Genomic DNA, 17,394 nt, shown 5'->3' with positions numbered 1-17,394 from the left:
TTTCGGGTCGGGCGGATCAGTCGAGGTCGTCGGGCGAGGACAAGGTGCCGCGCACCGCGGTGGCGGCGGCCACCAGCGGGGAGACCAGGTGGGTGCGGCCGCCTTTGCCCTGCCGTCCCTCGAAGTTCCGGTTCGAGGTCGACGCGCTGCGCTCACCGGGGGCGAGCTGGTCGGGGTTCATCCCGAGGCACATGGAGCAGCCCGCCGAACGCCATTCGGCGCCCGCGGCGGTGAAAACCTCGTTGAGCCCTTCGGACTCGGCCTGCAGCCGGACCTTCATCGAGCCGGGCACCACCAGCATCCGCACGTCCTGGGCCACCTTGCGCCCGCCCAGGACGGCCGCTGCGGCCCGCAGGTCTTCGATGCGGCCGTTGGTGCACGAACCGAGGAAGACGGTGTCCACGGCGACCTCGCGCAGCGGCGTGCCGCCTTCCAGGCCCATGTAGTCGAGCGCCTTTTCCACGGCGTAGCGCTCGGAGTCGTCGCCGATGGTCGCCGGGTCGGGGATGCGCTCCCCCAGCGGCAGGCCCTGCCCAGGGTTGGTGCCCCAGGTGACGAACGGGGTCAGCGAGTCGGCGTCGAGGGTGATCTCGGCGTCGAATTCGGCGTCCTCGTCGGTGCGCAGCGTCTTCCAGTACTCGACGGCGGCGTCCCAGTCCTCGCCTTCCGGCGCGTGCGGGCGGTCCTTGAGGTACTCGAAGGTCGTCTCGTCGGGGGCGATCATGCCGGCGCGGGCGCCTGCTTCGATCGACATGTTGCAGACCGTCATGCGGGATTCCATGGACAGCTGCCGGATCGCCTCGCCCCGGTACTCCAGGACGTAGCCCTGCCCGCCGCCGGTCCCGATCCGGGCGATGACGGCGAGGATGATGTCCTTGCTCGTCACGCCGGGCCGCAACGTGCCTTCGACGTTGATGGCCATGGTCTTGAAGGGGCGCAGCGGCAGCGTCTGGGTGGCCAGCACGTGCTCCACTTCGGAGGTGCCGATGCCGAACGCGAGCGCGCCGAACGCGCCGTGGGTGGAGGTGTGGCTGTCGCCGCACACCACCGTGGTGCCGGGCTGGGTGAGCCCCAGCTGCGGCCCCACCACGTGCACGATGCCCTGCTCGGCGTCGCCCATCGGGTGCAGGCGGATGCCGAATTCCTCGCAGTTGCGCCGCAAGGTGTCCACCTGGGTGCGCGACACCGGGTCGGCGATCGGCAGGTCGATGCCGGTGGTGGGCACGTTGTGGTCCTCGGTGGCGATCGTGAGGTCGGGGCGGCGGACCGGCCGGTCCGCCAGCCGCAGCCCTTCGAACGCCTGCGGGCTGGTGACTTCGTGCACGAGGTGGAGGTCGATGTAGAGCAGGTCCGGCTCATGACCTTCGCCTCGGCGCACGATGTGGCCGCTCCAGACCTTCTCCGCGAGCGTGTTGCCCATCGCTCCTCCCCATCGAGATGTGGTGGTCGCACCCCGGTTCCGGGGCACTGTCCCAAAGAGTGGACTTCTCAGATATCGAGAAGTTAGTATCGGTACGTGGGACAGCATAGCGGCATCGGAGTGTTGGACAAGGCAGTGGCCGTGTTGCAGGCCGTAGCGGGCGAACCGTGCGGCCTGACGGAGTTGTGCGGGCGCACGGGCCTGCCCAGGGCGACGGCGCACCGGCTCGCGGTGGGCCTGGAGGTGCACCGCTTGCTGCGCCGCGGCTCGGACGGGCGGTGGCGCCCCGGTGCCGCGCTGGCGGAACTGGCGGGCGGCGCGGTGGACCCCCTGCTGGAGGCGGCGTCGACGGTGCTGCCCAAATTGCGGGACATCACGGGCGAAAGCGTGCAGCTCTACCGCCGGGACGGCATGCAGCGCCTGTGCATCGCCTCCGCGGAACCCCCCAGCGGCCTGCGCGACACGGTCCCCGTCGGTTCCACCCTCCCGATGGTCGCGGGCTCCGGGGCGAAGGTCCTGGCGGCCTGGGCTGATCCCGCGACGCAGCGAGCGGTCCTGGCCGAAGCCGTCTTCGGCGAACGCACCCTCCTGGAGGTCAGGCGGCGCGGCTGGGCCCAGAGCGTCGCAGAACGCGAATCGGGCGTGGCGAGCGTCTCCGCCCCCGTCCGCGACTCCCAGGGCGGCGTAGTGGCCGCCATCTCCGTCTCAGGCCCCATAGACCGAATGGGCCGCCGCCCAGGAGCCCGCTGGGCAGCGGACCTACTAGCAGCAACAGAAGGCCTCCAAAACCGCCTCTGAAAGCTTGTCGGGGTCCGGTTGCTCTGGTGTCCGGGTGGCGGAACCTCAGCGTTCTTCTCGCTGCCGGATCTTTTTCCCGAGTGGCTCCGCCACGAGGGAAAAAGCCGTCCTCGCGAGAAGAACGCTGAGAACCCGCGGCGGTGCCGGTGGACATGGTGGTCACCGCTCAGCGGCTCCGCCGCTGACAAGACACGGACAGACCAAGGCCGAGACCAATGCCAAGGCCGGTAAGGCGCACGAACCACAAACCTCGAACACGATTAGGGCCCCGCTTCCCAAAGGAAACAGGGCCCTAATCTTTGTAGTCCCGACGGGATTCGAACCCGCGCCGCCGGCGTGAGAGGCCGGTGTCCTAGGCCGCTAGACGACGGGACCGCGCTACGACACAAAGCCTACACACCCCACCCACAACCCCCACACCCACCCCAAGAAACCCACTCCCCCACCAACACCAAGAACAAGACCAAGACCAAGACCAAGAAGACACCAAACCCAAACCCCAAGGCCCAAGTCCCAAGGCCCAAACCCCCAGACCTGAGCCCCCACCCAAAGCACCAAACCCACTCAACCCCACCACCACGCAAAGCGCGAAGCGCGAGCCCCCTCCCGGCAAGCGCGAAGCGCGAGCCCCCAGCCCACCCACAAAACCGCCGGCAAACCCACACCCAGCACCACCGCACCGTGGGGGGCCCGGGGGGTCGCCCCCCGGAAAGCGAGGAAAAACGGAAAAGCGCCCACCCCAAAGGGGTGGGCGCTGAACACACTTCTGTAGCCCCGACGGGATTCGAACCCGCGCCGCCGGCGTGAGAGGCCGGTGTCCTAGGCCGCTAGACGACGGGGCCCTAGAACGAACGATCATTGCTGATCGTTCCGCTGGGGTACCAGGACTCGAACCTAGACTAACTGAACCAGAATCAGTCGTGCTGCCGATTACACCATACCCCATCGGCTTCGGCTTTCAGCGATCCTCTTCCGGGCTTCTGGAGGAAGTCCGACTCGGTGTCGCTGTCTGCCTGCTGATGAAAATAGTAGAGCATGGCCCGCGAGGCCGTGACAGCACCCCCCTCTTTTGCCGATTTCCCTGGTGGGGGCGGGTTTCGGGAGTGCTGTCGCGGATGGACGCCGCCGGTTCGCGGGCCGGGCTCGATCAGCGGGTCAGCGCGCCGATGCGCGTGGTCTCGCGCGGTGCCGGATCACCGGGGGCGTGCTGGGCGGGGATCTCGGGGGCGAACGGCAGGTCGCAGACGAGGAGCTCGGGGAGCTCGGCGAGGCTGGTGATCATCGAAACGCCGTCGGGCGGCGCATGTTCTGTCCCGCTGCGGTTGAGCCAGACGCCGTGCAGGCCCGCGTCGGCGGCGCCGAGGGCGTCGGTGTCGAGCCGGTCGCCGACGTGCACGACTTCGTGCGGGGCCGCGTCGAGGGATTCGCAGGCGGCGTGGAAGATCCGCGGATCCGGTTTGGCGACGCCGAGTTCACCGGAGATGAGCATGCTGTCGAAGGCGCCGGCCAGTCCGGTGTGGCTGATCTTCTTGCGCTGGTAGGCGCTGGGCGCGTTGGTGATGACGGCCAGTTGCAGGCCGCTGGCGCGCATCCATTCGAGGCAGGGCAGGGCGTCGTCGAACAGCCGCCAGGCGGCTTGCATGGCGGCCATCCGGTAGTCCTCGCGGGCGGCGGCTTCGGCGTCGCTGATCTGCTCGCCGAAGGCGGCGAAGAAGGCGCGGGTCCGTTCGACGCACATGGTGGCGAAGTCGACTTCACCGGCCACGTACCGCTCGTAGTGGTCTTCGGTGGTGTGGCGCCACACGGGCCAGGCGGCGTCGTTGCCGATGAGGGCGCGCAGGCCGAGGCGGGAGGAGGCGGCGTTGTCGAGCAGGGTGTCGTCGATGTCCAGGCACACGGCTTTGATGCGGCCGGGTTCAGGCGTGGTCGGGGGGTGCGGCGCGGATGTCACCCCGAGAGGCTAGGGGTTCACCGGCGGTGTCCGCCTCGTCCAAGACGGTGACAGTCGTTGGCCTGACACGGTTTAGTCGAAGTACCAGTACCGGGTGACGTCCACTGGGGACATCACCCGGTCGCCGGAATCGTGCTGCTGATCAGACCAGCGCGCGGCGGAGCCGGTTCAGCGAGACCTCGCGGCCGAGCAGTTCCATGGATTCGTACAGCGGCGGCGAAACGGTGCGGCCGGTGACGGCGACCCGCACGGGTGCGAAGGCCTTGCGCGGTTTGATGCCGAGTCCGTCCACGACGGACTCCCTCAGCGCCGTCTCGATGGCTTCGGTGGTCCATTCGGGAAGCGCGTCGAGCGCCCCGATGGCGGCGTCGAGCACGGGCCGGGCGTCGTCGCCGAGGGCCTTGGCCGCGGAGGCCTCTTCGGGCTCGAAGTTCTCGCCCGCGAACAGGAATCGCATCATGCCGACGGCGTCGGAGAGCACGATGAGCCGTTCCTGCACGAGCGGCGCGGCGGCCCGCACCGTTTCGAGCTGCTGCTCGGTCGGTTCGGCGTCGAGCACTCCGCCGTCGACGAGGTAGGGCACGACGCGCTGCACGAAGTCGTCCGGGGCGAGCGCCCGCAGGTGCGCGGAGTTGATCGCGTCGGCCTTCTTCTGGTCGAACCGGGCGGGGTTGCCGCTGACCCGGCTGATGTCGAAGGCCTCGACCATCTCGTCGAGGTTGAACACGTCGCGGTCGTCGGCGATGGACCAGCCGAGCAGCGCGAGGTAGTTGAGCAGTCCCTCGGGCAGGAATCCGCGGTCGCGGTGGTGGAACAGGTTCGACGCGGGGTCGCGCTTGGAGAGCTTCTTGTTGCCTTCGCCCATGACGAACGGCAGGTGCCCGAACTCGGGGACGAAGTCGGTGACGCCGATGCGCTGCAGCGCTTCGTAGAGCGCGATCTGGCGCGGTGTCGACGACAGCAGGTCTTCGCCGCGCAGCACGTGCGTGATGCGCATGAGCGCGTCGTCGACGGGGTTGGTGAGCGTGTAGAGCGCGTCGCCGCTGCCGCGGACCAGCACCGGGTCGGGCACCGTGCCCGCGCGGAAGGTGATCTCGCCGCGGACGAGGTCGGTGAAGGTGATGTCGTGGTCCGGCATCCGCAGCCGCAGCACCGGGGTGCGGCCTTCGGCGCGGTGGGCGGTCTTCTGCTCGTCGGTGAGGTCGCGGTCGAAGTTGTCGTAGCCGAGCTTGGGGTCGCGGCCCGCGGCCTTGTGCCGGGCTTCGACCTCTTCCGGCGAGGAGAACGCCTCGTAGAGCTCACCGGCGTCGAGCAGGCGCCGCGCGATGTCCGCGTAGACGTCCTTGCGCTCGCTCTGCCGGTACGGCCCGTAGGGGCCGCCGACTTCGGGACCTTCGTCCCAGTCGAGTCCCAGCCAGCGCAGCGCGTCGAGCAGCGCGTCGTAGGACTCCTGGCTGTCCCGGCTGGCGTCGGTGTCCTCGATGCGGAACACCAAGGTGCCTTCGTGGTGCCGGGCGAAGGCCCAGTTGAACAGGGCGGTGCGGATGAGCCCGACGTGCGGTGTGCCGGTCGGTGACGGGCAGAACCGGGCGCGGACGGTTCCGGGCGCTGGTGTGGCGAACTCTGGCGTGCTCATGACCGGTCCACCCTATCCGGCGAGGTTCGGCGCTTGACCAGCGACTCCGGGAGGAGCACCCTGAGATTATTCAACGCTCGTTGAATATCGATCTCGGAGTTCACCGGTGTGCGGCGCCGGATAGGAGTGATCGCAATGGAGCGCACGACTTGCTGCATCATCGGCGGCGGCCCCGCCGGCATGGTCCTGGGTCTGCTGCTGGCCCGCTCCGGAGTGCGGGTCACCGTGCTGGAGAAGCACGGCGACTTCCTCCGCGACTTCCGCGGCGACACCGTGCACCCGACGACCTTGCAGCTCATGGACGACCTGGGGCTGGCGGAGCGGTTCGCGGAGCTGCCGCAGCGCCGGGTGGACATCGTCCAGCTGCCCGTCGGCCGGGACGGCGATTTCCTGACCATCGGCGACTTCCGGCTGCTGCCGATCAAGTACCCCTACATCGCGCTGGTCCCGCAGTGGGACCTGCTGGACCTGCTCGCTGACGAGGCGAAGCAGGAGAGCGACTTCTCCCTCCGGATGCAGACCGAGGTCACCGAGCTGGTCCGGGAACGCGGCCGGGTCAACGGCGTGCGCTACCGAGACGCCGACGGCGGCACCGGGGAACTGCGCGCCGACATCACGATCGCCTGCGACGGGCGGGATTCGCTCGCCCGTCGGCTGCCGGAGCTCCGCCTGCGCGACTTCCCCACCCCGATGGACGTGCGCTGGTTCCGGGTGCCGCGCAAGGAGGACGACCCGGCCGGGCTGATCGGGCTGGTCCGCGACCACACGTTCACCGCGCTGATCGACCGCGGCGACTACTACCAGACGGCGTCGATCATCGAGAAGGATTCCGACGCGGCCGGCAGGTCCCGGCCGATCGAGGAGTTCAACCAGCGCCTGCGGCACCTCGTGCCGTGGTTCGACGACGGTCGCGAGCTGGTCGACACGTGGGAGGACGTGAAGCTGCTGCACGTCACCCTCGACCGGTTGAACAAGTGGCACGTGCCCGGCCTGCTGTGCATCGGGGACGCGGCGCACGCGATGTCACCGGTGGGCGGCATCGGCATCAACCTGGCCGTGCAGGACGCGGTGGCCGCCGCCCGCCACCTCGCGGCTCCGCTGCGGGAAGGCCGGTTGCGCCGCAGGCACGTGGCGGCGATCCAGCGCAGGCGCTGGCCCACGACGCTGCTGATCCAGGGATTGCAGAAGGTGTTGCACCGCAACGCGGTCGAGCCCGGCCTGCGCGGCGAGATCGACTTCGGGGACCGGACCCGGCTGCCGCGCCCGATTCGGATGATCACGCGATTGCCGCTGCTGCGCATGGTCCCGCCCTACCTCCTGGCCTACGGCGCACTACGCGAACGGCCTCCGCGTGAGGCTGTGCGGGGGTAGTCGGGCTCTTCTTGCTCTGGTGGTCGGGTAGCGGAACCTCAGTCGCCTTCTCGCTGCGGGATCTTTTTCCCAAGTGGCTCCGCCACGAGGGAAAAAGCCGTCCTCGCGAGAAGACGACTGAGAACCCGCCGGTGGTCGGCATTGGGACGTGGGCTATTCGCTTCGCGAATACAGGCACGGCCTTCGGCCGCAACGCAAGCCGGCTTCGCCGCCCAAGGCACGGCCTTCGGCCGCCAGGCACGGCTTCGCCGCAGGGCAGGCGTGGCTTCGCCCGCCCACTGGACGGCCTTCGGCCGTGGAGGGGCTGCTACTGGACGGGGTTGGTGAGGGTGCCCAGGCCGTCGATGGAGACCGAGACGCTCTGGCCCGACTTCACCGGGCCGACGCCGGCGGGCGTGCCGGTGAGGATCACGTCGCCGGGCAGCAGCGTCATGATGCGGGACACCCACGACACGAGACCGGCGACGTCGTGCAGCATCAGCGACGTCCGCGACTGCTGCTTGAGCTCGCCGTCGAGCTCGGTGCGCAGGCCCAGATCCGCCGGGTCGACGGAGGTGTCGATCCACGGGCCCAGCGGGCAGAACGTGTCGTAGCCCTTCGCCCGCGTCCACTGCCCGTCGGCCTGCTGCTGGTCCCGCGCGGTGACGTCGTTGGCGATCGTGTAGCCCAGGACCACGTCGAGCCCGCGCGCCTCCGGAACGTCCTTGCAGGGCTGGCCGATGACGGCCGCGAGCTCGCCCTCGTAGTCCACCCGCTCCGAGTTCGGCGGCAGCTTGATCGGTGCGTTCGGGCTCGTCACCGAAGTGGACGGCTTCATGAAGATGACCGGGTTCGCCGGTGCCTCACCGCCCATCTCCTTCGCGTGGTCCGCGTAGTTCTTGCCGACGCAGACGACCTTGCTGGGCAGGATCGGCGCGAGCAGCCGGACGTCGGCCATCGGCCACTTGCGCCCGGTGAAGGTGGGGTCGCCGAACGGGTGCTGGTCGATCTCGATGGCCAGCACCTTTTCCTGCGGCGCGGACGGATCGGGTTCCAGCGCGACGAACGACACCCCGTCGGAGTGGGCGACTCGGGCCAGGCGCACGGCGGACCTCTTTTCGTTCCCGGTTGCTTCGTACTCGGCTCGCTCGTGCTGGGACGAGGCGAACCGTCCCAGCCTATGCGGTGTCGTCGCCGGTGCCGCCGCCGCCCGAAACGGCCCTCACCGCGGACCGGCGATCGCGTTGTGCCGCAAGGCCTTGTAGGCGAGCGCGTCGCACAGGGCCAGCCAGCTCGCCTCCACGATGCTGCCGTGCACGCCCACCGTGGTCCACTCGTCGGTGCCGTCGCGGGATTCGACCAGCACCCGCGTCACCGCGTCGGTGCCGGAGGCGTCGGTGAGGATGCGGACCTTGTAGTCCACCAGCTCCACCGAATCCAGCCACGGCAACCGCCCCACGAGCGCTTCGCGCAGCGCGGCGTCCAGCGCGTTCACCGGCCCGTTGCCCTCGGCGGTGGCGATCACCCGGCTCCCGTCCACGTGCACCTTCACCGTCGCCTCCGACACGACCGTCCCGTCCGGGCGGTGGTCGAGCACCACCCGGTAGGACTCCAGGTCGAACGGCGCGTCGTGCTCCCCCGCGTCCTGCTCGCCCGCGGCGGTGAGCTCGCGGCGCAGCAGCAGCTCCAGCGAGGCGTCGGAGGCTTCGAAGGACCAGCCGCGCGCCTCCAGCTCCTTGACCTTGCGCACCGCCGTGCCGACGGCCTCCGGCGACTCCGTGAGGTCCAGGCCGAGCTCGGCGCCCTTGAGCTCGAGGCTCGCCCGCCCGGCCATCTCGGTGACCAGCACGCGCATCGTGTTGCCCACGACGGCCGGGTCGAGGTGGTTGTAGAGCTCGGGATCCACTTTGATCGCGCTGGCGTGCAGCCCCGCCTTGTGCGCGAACGTCGACGAGCCCACGTAGGCCTGGTGGGTGTCGGGTGCGAGGTTCGCGATCTCGGTGAGCGCGTGCGAGACGCGGGTGAGCTCCCCGATGCCGCCGTCGGGCAGCACCGGCATGTCCAGCTTCGTCGCGAGGTTCCCGAGCACCGCGAACAGGTCGGCGTTGCCCGCGCGTTCCCCGTAGCCGTTCGCGGTGCACTGCACGTGGGTGGCGCCCGCCTGCACCGCCGCCACCGAGTTCGCCACCGCGCAGGCGGTGTCGTCCTGGCAGTGGATGCCGACGCGGAACCCGGTGCGCGCGACGACCTCCCGCACGGTGTCGGCGAGCCCGGTGGGCAGCTGCCCGCCGTTGGTGTCGCAGAGCACGGCCACGTCGGCTCCGGCGGTCACCGCGGCCTCCAGCACCCGCAGCGCGCAGTCCGGGTCGTGGGCGTAGCCGTCGAAGAAGTGCTCGGCGTCGACGAACACCCGGCGGCCCTCCCCGACCAGGTAGCGCACCGTGTCGGCGACCATGGCGCGGTTCTCCTCGACGGTGGTGCGCAGCGCGCGCTCGATGTGCCTGCGGTCGGACTTGGCCACGAGCGTGACGACCGGGGCACCGGAGTCGACCAGCGCCCGCACCTGCGGGTCCTCGTGCGCCTGCGCGCCCGCCCGGCGGGTCGCGCCGAAGGCGACGAGCGCCGCGTGGCGCAGCTCCAGCTCACCGGCGGCGGCGCGGGCGAAGAACTCGGTGTCCTTCGGCAGCGCGCCGGGCCAGCCGCCTTCGATGAAGCCGACGCCGAGGGAGTCCAGCAGCCGGGCGACCGCGATCTTGTCGGGAACCGAGTAGGAGATCCCTTCCCGCTGGGCGCCGTCGCGCAGCGTGGTGTCGTAGACGTGGAAGTCGTCGCCCAGAGGGGTTCCGGCCGGGGTCGTGCGAGTCACTGGATCTCTCCTGTCGGCTTCGATGGCGATGCCTTCGCGGGGCGGTCGGCGATCGTCACCACGCTGCGTGGCGGGGTTTTCCGGGCACAAAAAAGACCCCCCGCGAAATGCGAGAGGTCTGCGCGCCGGGGGTGCGGAGTCGTCACCCGGCGCGCGGTCCAATAATGATCATGGTGTTGAAGGCCACGACCGCATGCTGCCACAACCCGGCCGGCCGCCACCACCTGGGCGGACCGCCCCCGATCCGGACGACTCCGGCCGCGCGCCCAGGCGAACGAGCGGATCTCCGGTGGTCGTCCTGCCGGCGTCGAAGCCGCTGAGGTTCCACCACGCGGGCACCCGCGCAGGCCGATCGAGGCCTCACCACGACGCAGAACGGGCGCCTCCCCGAAGGGAAGGCGCCCGCCGTGCGTGCGTGGATCAGGCCTGCTGGGCCACCTCGCGGGAGGACACCAGCGCCGCCAGCCGGTCGCCGACGGCGAAGGTCGCCCCCGGCGCCGAGTGGTCGCGCGTCGCCAGGTCGAAGGCCACGGAGGCCTCCACCCGGCGCGCCGCCTCGGTCTGCCCGACGTGGTCGAGCAGCAGCGCCACCGACAGCACCGCGGCCGTCGGGTCCGCCGACCCGTGCCCGGCGATGTCCGGCGCGCTGCCGTGCACCGGCTCGAACATGCTCGGGTTGCGGCGGGTGGCGTCGATGTTGCCGCTCGCCGCCAGCCCGATGCCGCCGGTCACCGCGCCCGCCAGGTCGGTGATGATGTCGCCGAACAGGTTGTCCGTGACGATCACGTCGAACCGGCTCGGGTCGGTCACCAGGTGGATCGTGGTGGCGTCCACGTGCTGGTAGGCCACCGTCACGTCGGGGTGCTGCAGCGAGACCTCTTCGACCACGCGGGACCACAAGGAACCGGCGTGCGTGAGCACGTTGGTCTTGTGCACCAGCGTGAGGTGTTTGCGCGGCCGGGATGCGGCGCGGGCGAACGCGTCCCGCACGACCCGCTCCACGCCGAACGCCGTGTTGAGGCTGACCTCGGTGGCGATCTCGTGCGTGGTGTCCTTGCGCAGCAGACCGCCGTTGCCCGCGTAGGGGCCCTCGGTGCCTTCGCGCACCACCACCATGTCGATCTCGCCCGGGTCGTTGACCGGGCTCTTCACGCCCGGGTACAGCCGAGCGGGGCGGAGATTGACGTGGTGGTCGAGCTCGAAGCGCAGCCGCAGCAGCAGCCCCCGCTCCAGGATCCCGCTGGGCACCGAGGGGTCGCCGACCGCACCGAGCAGGATCGCGTCGTGCTGGCGCAATTCGGTGAGCACCGATTCCGGTAGCAGCTCACCGGTCGCGTGCCAGCGCGCGGCTCCCAGGTCGTATCGAGTGATCTCGGTATCGGGAACGACCTCACCGAGCACCTTCAGCGCCTCGGCCACTACCTCCGGCCCGATCCCGTCACCGGGGATCACAGCGAGCCGCATGTACACACCTCCCGACTACCACCCCGAACCGCGGGGCTAGAACTGTTGCGCCGAAGGCTACCGGCAAGGCCACGCAGGCAGGCACGCCGGACCCACCAAGTGGTCGAGGCTTCCCGATTGGCGGGACACCCGATCGGGTGACGCAGGTGAGCCGGGTCGCGAAAAGGGCCGCCCACAAGTGTGGGACGGCCCTTTTCGCAATCGCACCGGACCACGTCCGGCCGGAGATCAGCGGATCACTCGAAGTCGACCGTCCGCACCGTGCGGGCGCCGACGGCCGCGCCGATCGGCTCCAGGACGCCGGCCTCGACCGGGCGATCCACCCGCAGCAGCATGATCGCGTCGGAGCGCTCGGTCGTCTGGCTGACCGTGGCGGCCTCGATGTTCACGCCGACCTCGCCGAGCAGGGTGCCGACGGTGCCCATCACGCCGGGGCGGTCCGGGTACTCCAGCAGCAGCACGCTGCCCTCGGCCCGGAGGTCGAAGTGGCGGCCGTTGACCTCGATGAGCTTCTCCACCAGGTTCGCCCCGGACAGCGCGCCCGACACGACCGCGGTGCGCCCGTCGGCGAGACCGGCGCGCACCGAGACGACACTGCGGTGGTTCGGGCTCTCCGGCGTGGTCTTCACCTCGACCTCGACCCCGAGGTCCTCGGCCAGCTGCGGCGCGTTGACGAAGGTGACCTGGCTGTCCACGGCCCCGGAGAACACCCCGCGCAGCGCCGCGAGCTGCAGCACCGACACGTCCTCGTCGGCGAGCTCGCCGCGGGCCTCCACGGTCACCGAGGTCGGCGTCGTGCCCAGCACGGCCGCGAGCAGCTGGCCCAGCTTCTGGGTCAGCGGCAGGTACGGGCGCACCTCTTCGCCGACGGCACCGCCCTGCACGTTCACCGCGTCCGGGACGAAGTCGCCGCGCAGCGCCAGCAGCACCGAGCGGGCCACGTCGGTGCCCGCGCGGTCCTGCGCCTCGGCGGTGGAGGCGCCCAGGTGCGGGGTGGCCACGACGTTGTCCAGCTCGAACAGCGGGCTGGAGGTGGTGGGCTCGGTCTTGTAGACGTCGATGCCCGCGCCGCCGATGTGGCCGTTGCGGATCGACTCGGCCAGCGCCTCCTCGTCGATGAGACCGCCGCGGGCGGCGTTGACGACGATCAGGCCCTTCTTGGCCTTCTTGAGCTCCTCCGCACCGATCAGGCCCAGCGTCTCGGCCGTCTTCGGCAGGTGGATGGAGAGCGCGTCGGCCCGCGCCAGCAGGTCTTCCAGGCTCACCAGCTCGATGCCCAGCTGCGCGGCGCGCGCGGCGGACACGTAGGGGTCGTAGGCGATGAGCTTGGTGCCGAAGGCGGCGATGCGCTGCGCGAACAGCTGGCCGATCTTGCCGAGGCCGACGACGCCGACGGTCTTGCCGTTGAGCTCGACGCCGCTGAAGGAGCTGCGCTTCCACTCCCCCGCCTTGAGGCTGGCGTCCGCGGCGGCCACGTTGCGGGCCACCGACAGCAGCAGCGCGAGGGCGTGCTCGGCGGCGGAGACGATGTTGGAGGTGGGCGCGTTGACCACCATCACGCCGCGCTCGGTGGCGGCGGGCACCTCGACGTTGTCCAGGCCCACACCGGCGCGGGCGACGACCTTGAGCTTGCTCGTCGCGGACAGGACCTCGGCGTCGACCTTGGTCGCGGAGCGGACCAGCAGTGCGTCGGCGTCGGCGACGGCCGCGAGCAGGGCCGGCCGGTCCGTGCCGTCGACGTGGCGGATCTCGACCTCGTCTCCGAGCGCTTCGAGCACGGAGGGGGCCAGCTTCTCGGCGATCAGGACGACAGGACGATTGGTCACGGGCGCGCTCCATTGAGAGGGATCACGGTCGTAGCAGGGCACGGCGTTGTACCCGGACGGTCAGGCAGTTTAACGGGAGATTGAGAACTCGTTCACAAGGGTGTGACGCATCCCAATCCCACTCCACGCCGTCCGGGGCTACCGGCAACGGTGTTCGACCGGATCGGAATAAGAAGGTGTTCTAGCAGCTCAGCCGCTTGATTGCGCGGTTAATTGATCACGGTTCGTCGAACTCGCCATCCTTTGCTCCGGCGACGAAAGCGTCCCATTCCTCGGGAGTGAAAACGAGGACCGGGCCTTCGGGTTCGGCACCGTTGCGCATGCCGATGTAACCGTCGACGAAGGCGATCTCCACGCCGGGTTCGTCGTCGTCCTCGGTGCTGGTGATCCATTCCGCGTCGGTGAAGTCCAGCTTGTGCCGGATGTGCGCTTTGTCGTCCACCGGTGCGTCCACTGTCGTACTGGTCTCTTCGCTCACGCCGGGCACCATACCGCCGCCGTCACGCCCGCTCGATCGCGTGATCGGGTGTGGTCGGTGCTGCCGTGCGCTCGTCGCGTCGCTGCTCAGCGGGGGCGATCCCGCCTCCGCGCACGATCTCGGCCCGCGGGGCGGCCAGCGTCGCGACCGCGTTGGCGCCGACGATGACCACGATGGCGGCCCATTCCGGCCAGCCCGGCCGCTGCCCCAGCACCACGGCGCCGACCAGCGCGGCCAGCACCGGATTGACGCTCATGAACACCCCGAAGAACTGCGCGGGGACGCGGCGCAGCGCGAGCAGGTCGGCGAGGAAGGGCACCACCGACGACAGCACGCCCGCGACGACGGCGAAGCCGAGCGCCGCCGCCGTCGGCGGGTGGTGCACGAGCACCAGGGCACCGATCGGCAGGTATGCGACCGCGGAGACGGCCGCCGCGGCGGCCGAACCCTGCAGGCCGGGCACCCGGCGGCCGACGGTGCGGTTGAGCAGGATGTAGCAGCCCCAGCACACCGCCGCCAGCAGCGCCAGCGCGATGCCGGGGTAGTCGGTGCTCGGCTGCGGGCGGACGAGCACCACGACGGCCGCGGCGGCGGCGAGCGCGCAGCCGAGGTCGAGCAGCCGCCGGGACGCGATCAGCGCCACCGCCAGCGGCCCCAGGAATTCCAGCGTGACGGCGAGGCCCAGGCCGATGCGGTCGATCGCGGTGTAGAGCGACAGGTTCATCGTGGCGAACACCCCGGCCAGGCCCAGCACGGGCCACCACTGGCGGGCGGTGAACGAGCGGAACCGGGGCCGCCCGGCCAGCAGCAGCACGATGCCCGCCACCCACTGGCGCACGGCGACCACGCCCGCCGGGCCGATCACCGGGAACGCCAGCGCCCCGGTCGCCGCCCCGAGCTGGTTGGACAGCCCGCCGCCCAGCATCAGGGCCATCCCGGCGCCCCGGCCGGTGGTCCCGGTTCCCTGCGCACCGGTGCCCGCCGCGTCGCTCACCGCGGCGGTCTCCGGTCCGGCGATTCCCATCGTGGCGGGGATTCCCGCCCGCTCCGCTCCCGTCATGGTCCCGAGAATCGGGGTCGGCATCGGCCGCGCAAAATGCGTCGGCGGCCCCGGCCATACGCTGGAGTCATGGATGTGGAGCTGCGGCACCTGCGGTGCCTGGTCGCGATCGTGGACACCGGCACGTTCACCGACGCCGCGATCGAGCTGGGCGTCTCGCAGGCGGCGGTCTCGCGCACGGTGCTGGCGCTGGAGCGCGCGCTCGGCGTGCGGCTGCTGCACCGGACGAGCCGCACCTGCACTCCGACCACGGCGGGCGTGCAGGTGCTCGCCCGCGCCCGGCACCTGCTCGCCGAAGTCGACGACCTCGTCCGCGAGGCCACCACCGGGCACACGCGGTTGCGGCTGGGGCACGCCTGGTCGGCGATGGGCGGGCACACCAACGAGTTCCAGCGCCGCTGGGCGGACCGCCACCCCGACGTCGAGCTCCACCTGGTCCGCACCAACACGCAGACCGGCGGCCTCGCCGAAGGGGCGTGCGACCTGGCGGTGGTGCGCGTGGGGATCGACGCCCACCGCTACGACCACGCCACCGTCGGCCACGAACGCCGCTACTGCGCGCTGGCCGCCGACGATCCGTGGGCGCGCCGCCGTTCCTTGACGCTGGACGAGATCCGGCAGCGCGTCCTGGCCGTCGACCACCGCACCGGCACCACCACCACCGACCTGTGGCCGCCGCAGGACCGCCCCGAACTGGAACGCACACCGGACATCGACGACTGGCTGGCCGCGATCTCCACCGGCCGCTGCGTGGGCATCACCCCGCAGAGCACCCTCACCCAGTACCGCCGCGACGGCATCGTCTACCGCCTCGTCCGGGACGCCGACCCCGTTCCCGTCCACCTGATCTGGCGCCGCCACGACCCGCACCCCGCGACCTCCGCCGCAGTAGCCCTCCTCACGGAGCTCTACGCCGAGGCGGTTCGTTGACTGCTTCCACGGCTCGTTCTGCTTTGGTGTCCGGGTAGCGGAACCTCAGCGTCCTTCTCGCTGCGGGATCTTTTTCCCAAGTGGCTCCGCCACGAGGAAAAAAGCTGTCCTCGCGAGAAGAACGCTGAGAACCCGCCGGTGAGCGGCTTTTCGACGTGGGCTATTCGCTTCGCGAATACAGGCACGGCCTACGGCCGCAAGGCAGGCTGGCTTCGCCGCCCACTGCACGGCTACGCCGCGGGGCAAGCGTGGCTTTGCCCGCCCACTGCACGGCTTCGCCGCCCAACTGCACGGCTTCGCCGTGGCGCGAGTTTCGGGTGCAGGGGGCAGTGAACCCGGCATTCCATGCACCACGGCAACCACGCGCCGAACCCGGGAAGGCTCCAAAAACCGACGCCCCATGCCAAGCCGAGCGAGACTCCGAAGTAGTCCCGGACGACGAAGGCCCGGTGATCCCTTGTGGGGATCGCCGGGCCTTGATCGCGGACGTCACCGATCAGATGACTCCGCGAAGTCGTCGTTCGCGAACGCTCACTTGCCGGTCCAGGACATCAGCGCGCGCAGCTTCTTGCCGACCTCTTCGATCTGGTGGTCGTTGCCGGCCTGCTGGAGCTTGTTGAAGTTGGGGCGGCCGGCCTCGTCCTCGGCGACCCATTCCTTCGCGAAGGTGCCGTCCTGGATCTCGCCCAGGATCTTCTGCATGGACTCCTTGACGTGCGCGTCGACGACGCGCGGTCCACGGGTGAGGTCGCCGTACTCGGCGGTGTCGGAGCAGGAGTAGCGCTGCCCGGCGATGCCGCCCTCCCACATGAGGTCCACGATCAGCTTCAGCTCGTGCAGGACCTCGAAGTAGGCGATCTCCGGCTGGTAGCCGGCTTCGACGAGCACCTCGAAACCGGTCTGCACGAGCGCGCTGGCGCCACCGCAGAGGACGGCCTGCTCACCGAACAGGTCGGTCTCGGTCTCTTCCTTGAAGGTCGTCTTGATGACGCCGGCGCGCGCGCCGCCGATGCCCGCGGCGTAGGACAGCGCCAGCGCCTGCGCGCTGCCGGAGGCGTCCTGCTCGATGGCGATCAGACACGGCACGCCCTTGCCGTCGACGAACTGGCGGCGCACGAGGTGGCCGGGGCCCTTGGGGGCGACCATCGCGACGTCGACGTCCGACGGCGGCTGGATCAGGCCGTAGCGGATGTTGAAGCCGTGCCCGAAGAAGATCGCGTCGCCGCTGTTGAGGTTCGGGGCGACGTCGTTGGCGTAGATCTCGCGCTGCTTGGTGTCGGGCGCCAGGATCATGATCAGGTCGGCTTCGGCGGAGGCCTCGGCCGGGGTGAGCACCCGCAGGCCCTCTTCTTCGGCCTTGGCGCGGGACTTCGACGACTCGGGCAGGCCGATGCGCACGTCCACGCCGGAGTCGCGCAGGCTCAGCGCGTGCGCGTGGCCCTGGCTGCCGTAGCCGATGATCGCGACCTTGCGGCCCTGGACGATGCTCAGGTCGGCGTCGGCGTCGTAGAAGATCTCAGTTGCCATGATGGTTTCCGTGTTCCTTTCGGGACTTGTTCGATTGTCTTCCCGGCGGTGCCTGCCCGGTGTCGCCCGCCCGGTGTTCCACGGCCGG

Annotated in this window: 13 protein-coding genes and 3 tRNA genes; 3 read left to right on the top strand and 13 right to left on the bottom strand. The window is 70.3% G+C overall.

The genetic code is table 11. The features are described from left to right. Positions 1-16 precede the first annotated feature (16 nt). Entirely contained in the window at positions 17-1,420 is a 1,404-nt protein-coding gene (gene leuC, locus ACWD38_RS14450) for a 3-isopropylmalate dehydratase large subunit (RefSeq protein ID WP_450124213.1), read from the bottom strand. A 96-nt stretch (positions 1,421-1,516) separates the two neighbouring features. Between leuC and ACWD38_RS14445 the strand changes: the two genes are divergently transcribed. Further along, the gene (locus ACWD38_RS14445) at positions 1,517-2,218 is read left to right on the top strand and encodes an IclR family transcriptional regulator (RefSeq protein ID WP_184481893.1); all 702 of its coding nucleotides are present in this window, start codon (positions 1,517-1,519) and stop codon (positions 2,216-2,218) included. 302 nt (positions 2,219-2,520) lie between these two features. Here ACWD38_RS14445 and ACWD38_RS14440 read toward each other — a convergent pair. From ACWD38_RS14440 to gltX, 5 genes are all read right to left on the bottom strand, one after another. Then, positions 2,521-2,593 (bottom strand) — tRNA-Glu (locus ACWD38_RS14440). 394 nt (positions 2,594-2,987) lie between these two features. Then, positions 2,988-3,060, bottom strand: a tRNA-Glu gene (locus ACWD38_RS14435). Between the two features lie 31 nt (positions 3,061-3,091). Continuing rightward, positions 3,092-3,163: transfer RNA gene (locus ACWD38_RS14430), tRNA-Gln, on the bottom strand. 202 nt (positions 3,164-3,365) lie between these two features. Beyond that, a complete protein-coding gene (locus ACWD38_RS14425) occupies positions 3,366-4,169 on the bottom strand; it encodes an HAD family hydrolase (protein WP_343071553.1) in 804 nt (267 codons plus the stop codon). Between the two features lie 142 nt (positions 4,170-4,311). Continuing rightward, positions 4,312-5,805 (bottom strand): glutamate--tRNA ligase, encoded by a 1,494-nt coding sequence (gltX, locus tag ACWD38_RS14420; RefSeq protein WP_184481895.1) that lies wholly within the window; start codon positions 5,803-5,805, stop codon positions 4,312-4,314. Between the two features lie 135 nt (positions 5,806-5,940). Here gltX and ACWD38_RS14415 point away from each other — a divergent pair, with 135 nt between their 5' ends. Beyond that, complete coding sequence (locus tag ACWD38_RS14415; protein ID WP_450124212.1) at positions 5,941-7,176, top strand: FAD-dependent oxidoreductase; 1,236 nt, start codon at positions 5,941-5,943, stop codon at positions 7,174-7,176. Between the two features lie 307 nt (positions 7,177-7,483). On the opposite strand, the gene ACWD38_RS14410 is transcribed toward ACWD38_RS14415, so the two are convergent. From ACWD38_RS14410 to ACWD38_RS14385, 6 genes are all read right to left on the bottom strand, one after another. Further along, positions 7,484-8,260: a fumarylacetoacetate hydrolase family protein gene (locus ACWD38_RS14410; protein WP_184481899.1), complete on the bottom strand. Its 777-nt coding sequence runs from the start codon at positions 8,258-8,260 to the stop codon at positions 7,484-7,486. Positions 8,261-8,377: 117 nt separating this feature from the next. Next, a complete protein-coding gene (cimA, locus tag ACWD38_RS14405; RefSeq protein ID WP_450124211.1) occupies positions 8,378-10,021 on the bottom strand; it encodes a citramalate synthase in 1,644 nt (547 codons plus the stop codon). Positions 10,022-10,441: 420 nt separating this feature from the next. Further along, entirely contained in the window at positions 10,442-11,485 is a 1,044-nt protein-coding gene (locus ACWD38_RS14400; RefSeq protein WP_184481903.1) for a 3-isopropylmalate dehydrogenase, read from the bottom strand. Positions 11,486-11,721: 236 nt separating this feature from the next. Continuing rightward, on the bottom strand, positions 11,722-13,311 hold the full coding sequence (gene serA, locus ACWD38_RS14395) for a phosphoglycerate dehydrogenase (protein ID WP_184481905.1): 1,590 nt from the start codon (positions 13,309-13,311) through the stop codon (positions 11,722-11,724). A gap of 217 nt (positions 13,312-13,528) precedes the next feature. Next, on the bottom strand, positions 13,529-13,789 hold the full coding sequence (locus ACWD38_RS14390) for a DUF397 domain-containing protein (protein WP_266093008.1): 261 nt from the start codon (positions 13,787-13,789) through the stop codon (positions 13,529-13,531). 22 nt (positions 13,790-13,811) lie between these two features. Next, a complete protein-coding gene (locus tag ACWD38_RS14385; RefSeq protein WP_450124210.1) occupies positions 13,812-14,849 on the bottom strand; it encodes an EamA family transporter in 1,038 nt (345 codons plus the stop codon). A gap of 69 nt (positions 14,850-14,918) precedes the next feature. Here ACWD38_RS14385 and ACWD38_RS14380 point away from each other — a divergent pair, with 69 nt between their 5' ends. Next, a complete protein-coding gene (locus tag ACWD38_RS14380; RefSeq protein ID WP_184481909.1) occupies positions 14,919-15,779 on the top strand; it encodes a LysR family transcriptional regulator in 861 nt (286 codons plus the stop codon). 531 nt (positions 15,780-16,310) lie between these two features. On the opposite strand, the gene ilvC is transcribed toward ACWD38_RS14380, so the two are convergent. Beyond that, a complete protein-coding gene (gene ilvC, locus ACWD38_RS14375; RefSeq protein ID WP_184481911.1) occupies positions 16,311-17,306 on the bottom strand; it encodes a ketol-acid reductoisomerase in 996 nt (331 codons plus the stop codon). Between the last annotated feature and the right edge of the window lie 88 nt (positions 17,307-17,394).

This window comes from Saccharopolyspora sp. NPDC002578 (genome assembly GCF_053592695.1).
Note: the sequence above shows the minus strand (reverse complement) of the source record. Positions and strands in the feature narration are given on the sequence as shown.